14 protein-coding genes are annotated in these 14,471 nt (G+C 47.7%); 1 reads left to right on the top strand and 13 read right to left on the bottom strand.

The genetic code is table 11. The features are described from left to right. Positions 1-4: 4 nt before the first annotated feature. From A1s21148_RS03035 to A1s21148_RS03025, 3 genes are read right to left on the bottom strand one after another with little or no spacing between them, the layout of a single operon-like run. Complete coding sequence (locus A1s21148_RS03035; protein ID WP_095671004.1) at positions 5-943, bottom strand: RluA family pseudouridine synthase; 939 nt, start codon at positions 941-943, stop codon at positions 5-7. Continuing rightward, positions 944-1,459, bottom strand: a complete 516-nt coding sequence (gene lspA / locus A1s21148_RS03030) for a signal peptidase II (protein WP_095671003.1) — start codon at positions 1,457-1,459, stop codon at positions 944-946. A gap of 1 nt (position 1,460) precedes the next feature. Beyond that, positions 1,461-2,261 (bottom strand): TraR/DksA family transcriptional regulator, encoded by an 801-nt coding sequence (locus A1s21148_RS03025; RefSeq protein WP_223298725.1) that lies wholly within the window; start codon positions 2,259-2,261, stop codon positions 1,461-1,463. A 106-nt stretch (positions 2,262-2,367) separates the two neighbouring features. On the opposite strand from A1s21148_RS03025, the gene ileS reads away from it, so the two are divergent. Then, positions 2,368-5,487, top strand: coding sequence for an isoleucine--tRNA ligase (gene ileS / locus A1s21148_RS03020; protein WP_095671001.1), 3,120 nt, complete (start codon positions 2,368-2,370; stop codon positions 5,485-5,487). A gap of 10 nt (positions 5,488-5,497) precedes the next feature. Here ileS and A1s21148_RS03015 read toward each other — a convergent pair whose 3' ends face one another. The 10 genes from A1s21148_RS03015 to murD form a co-directional block, all read right to left on the bottom strand. Continuing rightward, on the bottom strand, positions 5,498-5,779 hold the full coding sequence (locus tag A1s21148_RS03015; protein ID WP_095671000.1) for a YggT family protein: 282 nt from the start codon (positions 5,777-5,779) through the stop codon (positions 5,498-5,500). A gap of 24 nt (positions 5,780-5,803) precedes the next feature. After that, positions 5,804-6,271 (bottom strand): cell division protein SepF, encoded by a 468-nt coding sequence (locus A1s21148_RS07620; protein WP_095670999.1) that lies wholly within the window; start codon positions 6,269-6,271, stop codon positions 5,804-5,806. A gap of 9 nt (positions 6,272-6,280) precedes the next feature. Then, positions 6,281-6,967, bottom strand: a complete 687-nt coding sequence (locus A1s21148_RS03005; protein WP_095670998.1) for a YggS family pyridoxal phosphate-dependent enzyme — start codon at positions 6,965-6,967, stop codon at positions 6,281-6,283. After that, entirely contained in the window at positions 6,964-7,629 is a 666-nt protein-coding gene (gene pgeF / locus A1s21148_RS03000; RefSeq protein WP_095670997.1) for a peptidoglycan editing factor PgeF, read from the bottom strand. Before pgeF ends, A1s21148_RS03005 begins: the two co-directional genes overlap by 4 nt. A gap of 32 nt (positions 7,630-7,661) precedes the next feature. Continuing rightward, positions 7,662-8,792 carry a cell division protein FtsZ gene (gene ftsZ, locus A1s21148_RS02995; RefSeq protein ID WP_095670996.1) on the bottom strand — a complete coding sequence of 377 codons (1,131 nt, stop codon included), beginning with the start codon at positions 8,790-8,792 and terminating at the stop codon, positions 7,662-7,664. Between the two features lie 184 nt (positions 8,793-8,976). Beyond that, positions 8,977-9,663 (bottom strand): cell division protein FtsQ/DivIB, encoded by a 687-nt coding sequence (locus tag A1s21148_RS02990; protein WP_095670995.1) that lies wholly within the window; start codon positions 9,661-9,663, stop codon positions 8,977-8,979. Between the two features lie 13 nt (positions 9,664-9,676). Then, complete coding sequence (gene murC, locus A1s21148_RS02985) at positions 9,677-11,080, bottom strand: UDP-N-acetylmuramate--L-alanine ligase (protein ID WP_095670994.1); 1,404 nt, start codon at positions 11,078-11,080, stop codon at positions 9,677-9,679. Further along, positions 11,080-12,162 (bottom strand): UDP-N-acetylglucosamine--N-acetylmuramyl-(pentapeptide) pyrophosphoryl-undecaprenol N-acetylglucosamine transferase, encoded by a 1,083-nt coding sequence (locus A1s21148_RS02980; protein ID WP_223299427.1) that lies wholly within the window; start codon positions 12,160-12,162, stop codon positions 11,080-11,082. Before A1s21148_RS02980 ends, murC begins: the two co-directional genes overlap by 1 nt. Next, positions 12,159-13,334, bottom strand: a complete 1,176-nt coding sequence (ftsW, locus tag A1s21148_RS02975) for a putative lipid II flippase FtsW (protein WP_095670992.1) — start codon at positions 13,332-13,334, stop codon at positions 12,159-12,161. The genes A1s21148_RS02980 and ftsW overlap by 4 nt, the downstream gene beginning before the upstream one ends. After that, positions 13,331-14,464 (bottom strand): UDP-N-acetylmuramoyl-L-alanine--D-glutamate ligase, encoded by a 1,134-nt coding sequence (gene murD / locus A1s21148_RS02970; protein WP_223299426.1) that lies wholly within the window; start codon positions 14,462-14,464, stop codon positions 13,331-13,333. Before murD ends, ftsW begins: the two co-directional genes overlap by 4 nt. Positions 14,465-14,471 lie beyond the last annotated feature (7 nt).

The following is a 14,471-nucleotide window of genomic DNA, read 5'->3' as shown; positions in this document are numbered from 1 at the left end:
GTCGTTACGGCAGAACAGCCTCGGATAGCAACGCCAAGCAAGCCTGAAGGTCAGGTGCATAGGGAGCGTTGAGAATGAGCTCTTCTGATGAGACGGGATGTTTAAAGCGAAGTTCTAGGGCGTGCAACCACGGACGTGACATGGCTAACGATTTACCAAGGACTGGATCTGCGCCATAAGTTGTATCCCCCACGAGTGGATGATTTAACGCAGAAAAATGCACGCGAATTTGATGTGTGCGACCAGTTTCGAGTTCGACTTTTACGAGTGAGACGGAGCGATAGAACTCGATTACTTCGTAGTGAGTGATGCTCTCTTTTCCTTCGGCAATTACTGCGAAGCGATGATCTTCTTTGGGATGGCGATCGATAGGCGCATCGATGGTTCCAGAAACAGGATCCATATGTCCTTGCACGAGTGCGTGATAAGTCTTTTCCACTTCGTGGTTTCGGAAGGCTTCCTTCAATCGTGTGTAGGCAACATCAGTTTTTGCAACGATCATTAAACCGCTCGTGCCAACATCTAAGCGATGAACGATTCCCGCGCGTTCGGCAGGACCTGAAGTAGATATTGTGTAACCAGCAGCCATAAGTGCGCCGACAACTGTTGGCCCCATCCATCCTGGGCTTGGGTGCGCTGCACAACCAACCGGCTTATCAACTACAACGATGTGTTCGTCATCGTAAACAACTCGTAACCCATCAAGTGGAGTTAGCGGAATTGGATCTTGATTCAGCGGTTCTGGCATTAAGACATCGATAACTTGTCCGCTGGTTACGCGCTCTGATTTAGCCATCGCACGACCAGAAGTTGTGATGTCGCCATCTTCTAAAAGTTTTACGATTGCGGTTCGAGAGAGCCCGAGAACACGAGTTAGCGCGCTATCGATACGCTCGCCTGCAACTCCTTCAGGAACGCTTAATGTGCGCGCTTCGCGTGACATTTACGCCTCCTCGGAACGATCTTTTTTCTCGATATTTGCTGGCTCTATCGGAGAAATATTTTTTATTGACAGGACCACTGCGATCGCTGTTGCAACCACAATAGCGCTATCTGCGATGTTAAATACCGGCCAATTTGGTAACTCAATCCAGTCGATCACATGGCCGGTAAAGAAGCCCGGTGCACGGAAAATTCGATCAGTTAAATTGCCCACGATTCCACCAAGGGCTAGACCAATCACGATCGCCCATCCCTTTGAGGTGATCTTTGGTGCGTAGTAAGCAATTGCGGCTACGACGCAACAAGCAAATATTGAGAGAATAAGAGTTGCACCTGTCGCAAAGCTAAATGCTGCTCCTGAGTTTTTAACTAGCGTTAACTGCAGAAATGAGCCAATCAATTTAATGGGATCTCGGGAATCTAAATTAGCGATCGCCCAAGTCTTGGTAGCGAAATCAATTAGCCAAATAGCCCAGGCGATTGAGTAGAGACGTTTGCTAAGTGGAGAAAGGCGCACGTTAGCGCCGCTCTTCCTTCTGCTTACAGATCATGCAGAGCGTCGCACGCGGAAATACTTGAAGGCGGGCTTTACCTATTGGGCTGCCGCACTCTTCGCAATTTCCATAAGTTTTATTGTCGATTCGTTCAAGAGCGCGCTCTGTTTGCAAAACCATATCGCGCGCGTTAATTACCAGAGACATCTCATGCTCACGTTCAAAGGTTTTCGTACCTGAATCTGCCTGATCATCTCCAGCGCCTTCACCAGAATCAGAAATCAACTCATCCATCTCTGCTTCTACTAGTGCAAGTTCACGGCGCAGGCGTTCAAGATCAGCAGAGATTTCAGTTCTAACTGCCTTTAACTCTGCAGCCGACCACGGCGCTTCACCATCGCTGGCAGTTACCGGAGTAGGCGCTGCTTTGATTGGTTTAAGCGGCGCAACTTTCTTTCCACTCTTTACTGGGCGCGGAGGTGGGGGCATTACTAGACGGCGCTCTTCAATTACTGGAGCAGCAACTGGCGCAACAACTGTTGCAACGCTAACTGTTTGAGATTTTTCATCAACGGTAAGAGTTGTCTTTCCAGCCTTAGATGGGAAAGGTCGAACTGGCGCTTTCTTCAAGGCAGATTTCTTGGCTGGCGCTTTTTTAACAGCGGCTTTTTTAGCTGGCGCTTTCTTAGCAACTTTCTTAGCCGGAGCCTTCTTAGCAACTTTCTTGGCAGAAGCTTTCTTGGCCGCGGCTTTCTTAGCAGGCGCCTTCTTTGCTTTGGCTACCTTCTTAACCGGCTTCTTCACGGTCTTCTTTTTTGCTGGCACGCCGCGCACCTTATGCCCTTTTCCACGCGCCACCAACTCTGCCACTCATAGCCCGCACAAATTCTTGAACAGTTCTGCGCAAGGCGGGCGTTAGACTCGCCTCCTTATGAATTCTCCAAAGATGCGCCCAATTCCCGCTGCGATCGACCTCCCAGGTATGGAGCGTTCGATCTTAGATTTCTGGCGCACGAATTCGATTTTTGAGGCGAGCACACAGGCAAGAGAAGGCGCGCAACCTTGGACTTTCTATGAAGGCCCTCCAACAGCCAATGGAATGCCCGGAACGCATCACATCGAAGCACGTGTATTTAAAGATGTCTTCCCGCGTTATCAAACGATGAAGGGTAAGTATGTAACTCGCAAGGCAGGTTGGGATTGCCATGGCCTACCTGTAGAAATCGCGGTCGAAAAAGAGTTAGGTTTTTCTGGAAAAGGCGATATTGAGAAATATGGAATTGCAGCGTTTAACGATAAGTGTCGCGAATCTGTAACTCGCCACGTTGATGCATTTACAACGATGACCAACCGGATGGGTTTCTGGGTTGATTTTGATCAGGCTTATTGGACGATGGCTCCCGAATATGTCGAAAGCGTTTGGTGGAGCTTAAAAGAGATCTGGAAGAAAGGTCTCCTCGTTCAAGATCACCGCGTTGCACCATATTGCCCGCGTTGTGGAACTGGCCTGTCCGATCATGAATTAGCACAGGGATACGAAACAGTTACCGATCCTTCGGTCTATGTTCGCTTCCCAGTTACATCTGGTGAGTTAGCAGATCTTGGTGCCGCGCTTCTTGTCTGGACAACTACGCCTTGGACCTTAGTTTCAAATACCGCTGTTGCAGTTCATCCAGATGTTGATTACGCGGTCGCTGAAGTTGTGGTTGAAGAAAACCGGGAAGTCCTAGTTGTTGCAGAAGCGCTTCTCAGCGCACTCTCCGGTGAAGTTAAAGTTTTAAAGGTTATCAAGGGTAGAGATCTCGAGCGCGTTACCTATAAGCGCCCATTAGATTTGATCGAGATTCCAGATTCTCATTTCATAGTTCTGGCAACATATGTAACAACTGAAGATGGAACTGGCTTAGTTCACCAATCCCCTGCCTTTGGCGCAGACGATTTAGCGGTTTGCCGTGACTATGGACTTCCTGTTGTAAATCCAATCGCGCCCGATGGAAAGTTCTTAGCCGATGTTCCACTAGTTGGCGGGCTCTTCTTTAAGGAAGCCGATAAGACTTTGGTTAAGGAACTTAAATCACGCGGTGTTTTATATAAGCACCAGCCATTTGAGCACCCTTACCCACACTGCTGGCGCTGTCACACTGCTCTTATTTATTACGCACAACCATCTTGGTATATCCGCACTACCTCAATTAAAGATGAGTTGATCCGCGAAAATAACAAAACTAATTGGCATCCCGAAACCATTAAGACTGGTCGTTACGGTGATTGGCTCAATAACAACATTGACTGGGCGCTATCGCGAAATCGTTTCTGGGGAACGCCACTACCGATCTGGCGTTGTGAAGATAAGCATGAAATCTGCGTTGATTCACTCGCTGAACTCGGCGCGCTTGCCGGGCAAGAACTTTCTAACCTAGATCCGCATCGCCCATTTGTTGATGACATTACCTTCCCATGTGCGCAATGTTCCAAAGTTATGAATCGCGTACCTGAAGTAATCGACTGTTGGTATGACTCAGGCGCTATGCCATTTGCACAGTGGGGCTACCCACATAAGCCTGGTTCAGTTGAAAAATTTAAAGCTGCTTATCCTGCCGACTTTATCTGCGAAGCGATCGATCAAACGCGCGGCTGGTTCTACACACTGATGACAATTGGCACCTTGGTCTTTGATCAAAGTTCATATAAGAGCGTGCTCTGCCTCGGCCACATCCTTGATAAAGATGGTCGCAAGATGAGTAAGCACCTGGGCAATGTGCTCGAGCCGATTTCGCTAATGGATCAACATGGCGCAGATGCAGTGCGTTGGTACATGTTGGCCGCCGGATCTCCTTGGTCTGCGCGCCGCGTAGGCCACGATGCGATTAGCGATGTCGTACGTAAAACGCTACTTACTTACTGGAACACAATCTCATTCCATACTCTCTATGCCGAAGCATCGGGATTTGAGCTAAGCCAATCACCAGCGCTCAAGGATCGCTCGATGATGGATAAGTGGATCATCAGCGAGCTAAACGCACTTGTTCAAGAAGTTGATAAGTCATATTCAGAATTTGATTCGCAGAACGCAGGTAAGGCGCTAGCCAGATTTATCGATGACCTTTCTAATTGGTATGTGCGACGCTCGCGTCGTCGTTTCTGGGATGGCGACGCCGCTGCCTTGGCAACACTTCATGAATGTCTAGTCTCGCTGACTCAGCTACTTTCACCGATGGTTCCATTTATTACCGAGCATGTTTGGCAAGAGTTGGTAAAGGTTGCAGATCCATCCGTTGCCGCCTCTGTGCACCTAACAGATTTCCCTATCGCCGATCCTTCCCGAATTAACCTAGAACTAAATGCGCAAGTTGCGATGACTCGACGCGTTGTTGAATTGGGCCGTTCTGCTCGCGCTGAATCGGCGATCAAGATTCGCCAACCGTTGCAACGCGCTCTGATTTCTGCAAATGGCTGGTCGACTCTGCCAACAGATATGAAGGAACAGATCGCAGATGAGTTAAATGTGATCGATCTAGCCGATATCGCCGATGCCGATGGAGATTTAGTTGATATCTCTGTAAAGGCTAACTTCAAATCACTCGGCGCTAAATTTGGCAAAGAGGTTCAAGATATTGCTAAGGCGATTGCTGCTACCGATCCAACAGAACTTGTTAAGGGTCTTCGCAAATCTGGTAGCGCCAAAGTGGGCACATGGGAGATTGATTTAGCTGATCTCGTTGTGACTGAAGTGCCGAAATCTGGCTGGATGGTTGCTAGCCACGATGGCGAATCGGTAGCTCTTGATCTAGCGCTAACACCTGAGTTAATTGAGGCCGGAAACGTTCGTGAAGTAATCCGCTTTATCCAGGAACGTCGCAAGAGCGATGGCTTTGAGATCTCGGACCGGATCAAAGTTCGCTGGAACGCGGAACAATCAGTTCTATCTGCAATTTCAAGTGCAAAGGCGCATATCAGCGATGAAGTACTTGCTCTCGAGTTCGAGCGCGATGAAACGATTGCAACTAGCGATAATGAACTTGGGATCGAAGTAGTACTTAAAAAAGCTTAGAAAGTTATATTTAAAGTACGACGATGATGATGCTCTTGGCCAGGCTAATGCCGATCAAGAGAACGATAAATGAAAGATCAATTGCTACTCCACCCAAACGCAGTGGTGGCACGAAGCGACCAACAAATTTCATTGGTGGATCGGTTATTGAATAAATCAATTCGAAGAAAGCGATCAAGAAAGATTTAGGGCGCCAATTAGGTGCAAAAATTCTGGCGTAGTCAACAATTAAGCGAATGAAAAGTGCATACTTGAAGAGATCAAGTAGCGTGAGCAGGAGTGAAGTAATCATTAACTGAGAGGGAAGGTTCTTAAATCAACTCTGGTTAAAGAAACTTGCCTGTGCTGCAGCGGTCTTATCTTCGCTGCTTACATTTACATTTGCAGGTGAGAGAAGGAAGACTTTATGGCTTACGCGTTCGATACGTCCGTGTAGACCAAATACAAGTCCGCTTGCGAAGTCGACTAGACGTTTACGTTCGCTCTCTTCCATATCATCGAGATTGATGATGACTGGATTACCTTCGCGGTAGTGCTCGCCCATTTTGCGGGCTTCAGAGTATGAACGTGGTTGCAAAGTGATGATGTGGTAATTCGACTCTTGAACTGGAGCAGCTGCCACAGTTGAACCAACCACGGTCACGCCGGCGCGATCACGAGATGGACGTGCGATCTCGCGTGCTGGACGTTCAGTGTTGCGAACTGGAGTTGCTTCTTGTTGTTGAGCTTCTTCATCGGTATCTACCAAACCGAGGTAGCCCATCATTTTATTGAGTGCAGACATAGGTAAAGGTTAGGGGTGATAGGTCCGCGAACCGAGGATTTGGCTACCTATCCGGATATGTGTCGCGCCATGGGCAATGGCAATTTCAAAGTCAGAACTCATGCCAGCAGATAGTGATTTTGCGCTTGGGAATCGGCTGATAAAACGTTGGTGAATTTGCGCGATTTCGGTAAAGGCGAGTTGATGCTCATACTCAACTGGGGGAACGCACATCAACCCTTTGAGTTCTAGCGCCGAACTTGTAGCAACCACATCGGCAAGCTCTGCCAATTCTTGCTCAACTACTCCCCCTCTATCGGGTGCGCCATCTAGAGAGAGTTGGATAAAGACGCTAATTTTCTTATCTAGCTCTTCGCAGATGCGGTTTAACTTTTCGATATGACTGATTTGATCTAAGGAATGAATCACATTGGCCCAAGAAGCTATCTCACGTAATTTTCGACTCTGCACTTGTCCTTGATAATGCCAAATCCCAGGCACCTCTAAGGATTTCACTGCGCCTTCTTCGGTTCGATTCTCACCAAAATTTCCTTCGCCAAGATCGCGAAGAATTTGAACATCGGATACTGGATAAGTTTTTGTAACAGCGATCAAAGTTATCTCGGCAATATCCCGCCCAGCCAATTGAGCGGCGCTAGCAATTCGTGACTTCACATCTTGCAGTGAGTTGCTTATAAATTCACGGCGCTCAGTCATAGCCAGACCAACCCTGCTTGGCGCCCGGTGGCTCCATCTCGCCTATAAGAGTAGAGATCATCGTGTTCTAAGGTGCAACGACTTTGGTTATCAATATCTTTTATCCCCAATTTTTGGAGATCTGAGATGAGGGCAGAGATTAGATCCAGAGAAGGAGTTCCGGATGGAGTTTGGCTAGCGCTCTCTGGATGGCTTGCAGCCACTTCGCTAAAGATTTCTTTTGAAACTTCATAGCATTTGCCACAAATAGCGGGGCCGATAATCGCTGTAACCTGGGCATCGGAAATCTCGCGCATTACATCTATCGCTTTTTCGGCCACTCGATTTAGTAAACCTTTACGACCAACATGAACTGCCGCAACGGCTTCCTTAGATTTAAGTAAGAGTGGAATGCAATCGGCAACCATGACCGCAAGAGTTACTCCCGGAATTCCCGTAACTAGCGCATCCGCAGTTGGAATTTCGTCAGTTACTTCTTCGATGATCGCAACGCGATTGCCATGGACTTGGTTCATATATTGAGTGGGTCCAAATCTTGCGGCAATCAAAGCGCGATTGCTGGTAACTACCTCCGGAGTATCCCCAACATGGTCTCCCAAGTTAAGGGATGCAAATTCACCAGAACTGTTGCCACCTAAGCGATCGGTAAAGAAGGTTCCCATAGTTAGCTCACTCGCCTTTGGAGTGGAGCTAATTACTTCATAAAGTCGGGAACGTCGATCTCATCTTCAGCAACGAGATCTTCAAAGGTAACGCGCTTACGAGGTGCGCTGCCATCGAGATCAAGGGCGACAGAAATTGGATCGTTACTTGGAATTGGATTAGCGATTCCTGAAAGGCTCGCCTTATCAATTACCGGAACTGAAACCTTCTTTGGCTCTCCGCCATCAAAGCCAGCAGCAATAACAGTAATGCGAACTTCATCGCCTAGAGCGTCATCAATAGTTGTACCGAAGATTATGCGGGCATTGGGATGCGCAGCTGCTTGAACTAGTTCGCAAGCCTCGTTGATCTCAAAAAGCCCAAGGTCTGATCCACCAGCTACCGAGAGAAGAACTCCCATTGCACCGTCAATTGATGCTTCTAGTAGTGGACTTGAGATCGCCAGTTCTGCGGCACGTGTTGCGCGATTTTCACCGCGCGCAGATCCGATTCCCATAAGAGCAGAACCAGCATCGGTCATAACTGTTTTAACATCTGCAAAGTCAAGGTTGATAAGACCTGGTTGTGTAATGATTTCGGTAATTCCTTGAACGCCGGAGAGAAGAACTTGATCAGCGCTCTTAAATGCATCGACTGCAGTTATGTTGCGATCTGAAATTGCAAGTAAGCGATCATTTGGAATAACTATCAAGGTATCTACTTCTGCACGGAGTAGTTCGATTCCTTCATCTGCTTGCGCAGAGCGAATCTTTCCTTCAAATGAGAACGGACGAGTTACAACACCGATTGTTAGCGCACCAAGATCGCGTGCGATCTTTGCAACGATTGGCGCTCCACCTGTACCGGTACCGCCACCTTCACCTGCTGTAACGAAGACCATATCTGCGCCACGTAAAATTTCTTCAATATCTTCTGTGTGATCGATCGCTGCTTGACGACCTTTTTCAGGAGCAGCGCCTGCGCCAAGACCTTTAGTTGATGCGCGACCAATATCTAGTTTCACATCAGCATCGCTCATCAATAGATGTTGTGCATCGGTATTAATTGCAATGAACTCAACGCCTTTTAATCCAACATCAATCATGCGATTAATTGCATTGACTCCACCGCCACCAATTCCAACTACTTTGATGACAGCTAAATAATTCTGTGGTGCAGCCACAATATCCCCCTTTAGAACTGTAAACCTCTACTTGAGAATTACATTTCTACTCTCTGTAATAAGGGCAACGTAAGGCGTTAAGCAGGCGAAAGCAAAGACCGACTCAAAGATTTTTCAACGAATTTTTCAACGAATTTAGAGAAAAGACATCGAGTAAATATTTAAAAAAATTTTAATCTTCACATCACTTCACGATAGGAGCATGTGGAGCACTTACATCAATCATCCGTAAATTCTTATTCTCTTCTCGCTTTAACAGCGCCTCGATTACCTCAACCTTCAGATCTGTATCCTCGCCATCTCCCCAAATAATTCGTAGATCCTGTCCTTCAAATCTGCCGTAAATTAAGAAGTTATCGCTGCGGGCAGCGCTCATGCGATCGATATTTTTGCTGAAGCTTTCAGGTAGCGATGTAAAGACTTTAATCGCCGCCAGCCCCCCATCAACTGATTTGGCGCTTACCTTCGGAAGTCCTTCTTCAATATCTGCCGGAGTGGCAAAGGTATTTCCTGAAGAGTCAAGTACTACTTGAGGTTTACCAGGTTCGCTATATAGAGCGATTGGAGTTCGTGTTGTAATCGAAATCGAAACTCTTCCATTAATCCAATTTCTTGAGACATGCGAACTTTCAATCCAATCAAATGAACGTAAACGATTCGAGAGAGACCTGGGGTCAACTCTGGCTAACTTTTCGCCTTCTGCGATATTTAAAGAGCGCGAGATTGCAATTTGACTCTCTTTAGTCGGCGCCCCGATTATTTCAACACTTCTGACTGAAAGTAGTGGAGACCAACCTAGAAGGTAAGAGCCTGCGCCAAAGATTAGAATGACGACGATTGCGATGCGCGCGGTTTTGGGGCTTATCTTCATTTTTTTCAGATCTTTAGACCGGTGAGTTAAATCGGCGCGCTAGCCCATCGCAGATAATTGGCGCCAGTGAGTTCACATCTCCCGCACCAAGGGTCAGTATTACATCTCCTGGTTTTGCATTTTCGATAACCCAGTCAGATGCTTCGAAAAAGTTTGGAATAAATTGGCCGTTTTCCATTGCGGATGCGATCTGCGCAGCGCTTACGCCTGGTATTGGTTTTTCAGATGCCGCGTATATTTCAAGGAGAATTACTTCATCGGCTATATCTAATGCCGTTGAGAACTCCTTCATAAATGCTTGCGTTCGCGAATAACGGTGCGGTTGAAATATCGCAAGAACTCTTCCATCACCGGCATAGCGCTTTGCCGCTTCTAAGGTCACGGTAATTTCAGTGGGGTGGTGTCCGTAATCATCGATTACGCGAATTCCATGAACAGTTCCCTTTAACTCAAAGCGGCGCCCAGTGCCATGGAAACTTGCTAAACCTGAAAGTAGTTCGGCAGCGGGTGCACCAAGGGCTAGGCCCATCGCTAAAGCTGCACCAGCATTTAAAACATTGTGTAAACCAGGAACTTGCAGCGAGAGGGTTCCGACTAAGCGCCCTTTCCAAAGCGCTCTCGCCGTTGATCCCATAGCCAATAGATTGATTGAATCGATATACAGGTCGCTACCTTCGATAGTTCCATAGGAAACAACCTTTAGATCAGGGCGTAATTTCGGGTTCCTGCCCAAAGCGGCAGAACCAGCATCATCGGCGCAATAAACCAGAATTCCATCTTGGCTAATTGTTGCGGCAAAAGAGTTGAATGCCTTGGTTACATCCTCAGGCTTTGCGAAAAAGTCAACGTGATCGTGTTCAATATTTGTAACGATCGCAGCGTTGGGATGGTATTCAATAAATGATCCATCAGATTCATCGGCTTCGGCGACAAAGAGATCGCCTGTTCCTTTATGGGCATTTGATCCAGATGATGTCAACGTGCCGCCGATCGCAAATGAAGGATCCAATCCACACGATTGCAGGGCAACGGTCAACATCGATGAAGTAGTTGTCTTGCCATGAGTTCCGGCAACGGCGATGCTGCGATCTTGCGACATTAAAGTTGCAAGCGCCTGCGCACGGGTCAGCACGGGAATCTGTAACTCTTGGGCGCGAACTAACTCAACATTTGCAGCACTGATGGCCGTTGAAAAAATAATGTAATCGGCGCCATCTACTTGGCTGGCTTTATGTTCTGGCGAAACCTGCGCTCCAAGTGCCTGCAGCGCGCTTAATACCGTTGAATCTTTAGCGTCAGATCCTGTAACTGTTATTCCATGCGAGAGAGCTATGCGCGCTAAACCACTCATTCCCGCTCCGCCAATACCGATGAAATGCAGACGCTTGCCTGACCATTGCGAAATATCGTTTGCCATTACTTCGCCTTCACTTTCAAGGCTTCTTCCATCAAAGCAACGATCTTTTCGCTGGCGTATAAATCAGAAGCGTTGCCTGAAGGGCTAGCCATCTCGCAATTCTTAAGTAAGCGATCTAGGTGCTTTTCGATCCATTGTGGAGTGAATTCACTTTGATCGATGATTTCTCCACGAAATTGTTCGGTCACCAAACGGGCATTTACTCTCTGTTCGCCATTTCCAATCGGCAGTGGAATAAAGAGCGCATATTTTCCGAGCGCATTTACTTCTGAGCAAGTTACGGCGCCGCTACGAGCGATAATCAAATCTGCAGCTAGATAAGTGCTGGCCATATCCTCGATATATGAGACAGGTTTGTAATTAGGTGCGGCTTTGGGAAGTTGATTTGATTTGCCGACTGCGTGGAGCAGTTGTGCACCATTCTTCTCAAAGATAGGAAGAGAATCGGCGATTACCTTATTGAGCGCTACCGAGCCTTGGGAGCCAAAGAAGATTGCAATAACTGGTTCGCTGGCGCTCATTCCTAGCGCGGCCTTTGCTTTACTGCGCGCTGCTGCCCAATCGCTGCCGCTAGATTGAAGAGCTTTCGATACATCCGAACGCAGTGGCAAGCCAGTAATTAGCGCCCTGCTCAATTTTCCGGATTTAACTGGTTGAGCGACAGCTAAATGGTTTGTGAAAAGTGCGCCTAAGCGATTTGCTAAACCTGGCTTCGCGTTTGCCTCGTGTATGACTATCGGAATCCTTGAGGAGCGAGCGGCTAAATATGCAGGTGCAGAAACATATCCCCCGAAACCGATTAAAAGATCAGCGCCTTTAAGCACTGCGCGGGCTTCAAGAAAGGCCTGAGTTAATGTCGTAGGTGCGACAAAGAGTGAGAGTGAGATTTTGCGGGGAATGACTACCTTCGAGATATGTGAGAGGTTAAATCCTGCTTCAGGGACTAGTTGATTTTCGAGCCCTGATTTAGTTCCGAGGAATTCAATCTGATCGCCTGCGTGATTTGCGCGCCAGGTGCGGGCGACGGCAAGGGCTGGTTCGATATGGCCAGCAGTTCCACCGCCTGCGAGAACGATCTTCATGATGTGCGTAATCTACGCCGTTCTATCGCTTTCTGGAGTTCATTGAATACTTCAGGATCGCGTAGCGCGCTGCCAAATATGTAACCGAGTCCGATATAGAGAGAAATTAGCGCTGAGCCTCCATAGGAAACAAAGGGAAGAGTTACACCGACAACTGGTAACACACTAGTTGCTGAACCAATGTTAAGAACCGTCTGTACTGCGATCCAACAGCCGATTCCAGAGCCAACATAACGAGACATTGGATCTTTGCAACGCAGCGCGATTTTAAAGATTGAAAAGATCAGCGCTGCAAGTAAGGCTAGAACCGCAAGAGTGCCGAGTAGCCCGAGTTCTTCACCGATTACTGCAAAGATAAAGTCGGTATGTGCTTCGGCAAGGTTGCCCCACTTTTGACGACTACCCCCTAAGCCAACTCCAAAAATTCCACCAGATGCTAGCCCGAGCAAACTATGTGCTGGTTGCCAACCTGCGTTTTTATACTGCTCTGCTGCGAATGGATCAAGTACAACAAGAAATCTTGCAGCGCGATAGCCAGCGGTTGCAATAAGCGCAGCCAGAACAACTGCTCCCGCTGCAACCAATGTGCCTAGTAAGCGAAGTTCAACGCCTGAAACAAAAAGTAATCCGCCGAGTATCGCTGCAACAACGCATGCCGTACCAAGATCGCGACCCAACAAGATTAAGAAGATAACAACCATAAATCCCGGAGTAATCAGAGCAAAGACATTAATCCGAGTCTTTCCGTTCTTCTCCTGATTTGCCAACAAGTAACTCGCCCAGAGGATCAAGAAGAATTTTGAGATTTCACTTGGCTGCACATCAACAAATGGAAGAGCGATCCAGTTGGTATTTCCGTTGACAGTCTTTCCAACTCCAGGGATCTGCAGGATGGCGAGAATTGCAACTGAAATTAGTAAGCCAAATCTTGCCAACCAACGCCACTGGGTTAGCGATCTTTGCGATAGATAGATTGCTAACGGGATAGATAGCGCGAAGAAGAAGCCTTGGCGCAGAACGATTGCAACTGCGTTGCCTCTTGTATCCAGTGAGTGGATCGAAGATGCAGAAAAGACCATTACTAAACCGATAACCGAGAGTGCGAGTGAGCTGACTGCCAAGATATAGAAATTGTTAACTGGTTTTGCGAAGAACTTGGCCGGGGCGCTCATTGGACTACTTTCTTTACCGCTGCTGCAAACCTATCTCCACGATCGGAGTAGGAGATGAATTGATCCATTGATGCGCAAGCTGGGGCGAGTAAGACCCGATCCCCCGTTTTAGCGCGTTCAGCGGCAGCTTTAACGACCGCCTCCATCAGTGAATTATCTCTTCCGCCTCGCTGATATGTGCCGGGAGCATCGACGTAAACGATTTCAATTTCTGGTGCTTGCGAACGCAATTCATCGGCGATTAGCTCGCGGTCGGCACCGATAAGGATGGCAACTTTAATTCTTGATTTGCACTTAGCGATTAGTTCTTGCATCTCGGCACCCTTAGCTAACCCACCTGCGATCCAGATAGACGATAGTGCTGAGTTTAAAGATGCAACTGTCGCATGGGGATTTGTCGCCTTTGAATCATTTACCCAAGAAATACCATTTATATTTGCAACTTCTTCGATGCGGTGTCTTCCCAATGAGAAATTTTGTAGAGCGCTGCGAACTGCTTCCGGAGATACGCCAAGGGCTCGAACCAGCCCTGCGGCGGCCAAGGCGTTTGCCACATTGTGTGGAACGGTAGGTTTTACATCAACTATCTCTGCAAGCATCGCCGCTTCCTGGGGATCGCTAACAAATGCACGATCCACCAATAACTCTTCAACTATGCCGATTTCACCAGGTGCAGGCGTCTCGAGTGAGAAAAAGACTTTGCGTCCTTGCCAGTGCGCTGCTTGATTTACGACTTCCAAATCTGACGAGTTAAATACTCCTGTCGATGCGCGATCTAGAATCGAGCCCTTAACGCGCGCGTACTCGGTGAAAGTGCCATGCCAATCAAGATGATCTTCTGCAATATTTAAAATCGCTGCCGCCACAAAACTTGCTTCTCTTAACCAGTGCAGTTGAAAAGATGAGAGTTCAAGCACGAGGACTTCATACTTCTCGGGGCTTTCTACGCTTTCAATTACCGTCGTACCAACATTTCCGCAAGCAATGGCTGAAACGCCACCTGCGCGCAGCATTGCCGCCGCCATTTCAACAGTTGTTGTCTTTCCATTGGTTCCAGTTAAAGCGATCCACTTTTGACCGGGAACAAGTTCTGCGCGAAAAGACCAAGCCAGATCAATCTCATTTACCAAACGTATG

The organism is Candidatus Planktophila lacus (assembly GCF_002287925.1).
Lineage (GTDB): Bacteria > Actinomycetota > Actinomycetes > Nanopelagicales > Nanopelagicaceae > Planktophila > Planktophila lacus.
Note: the sequence above shows the minus strand (reverse complement) of the source record. Positions and strands in the feature narration are given on the sequence as shown.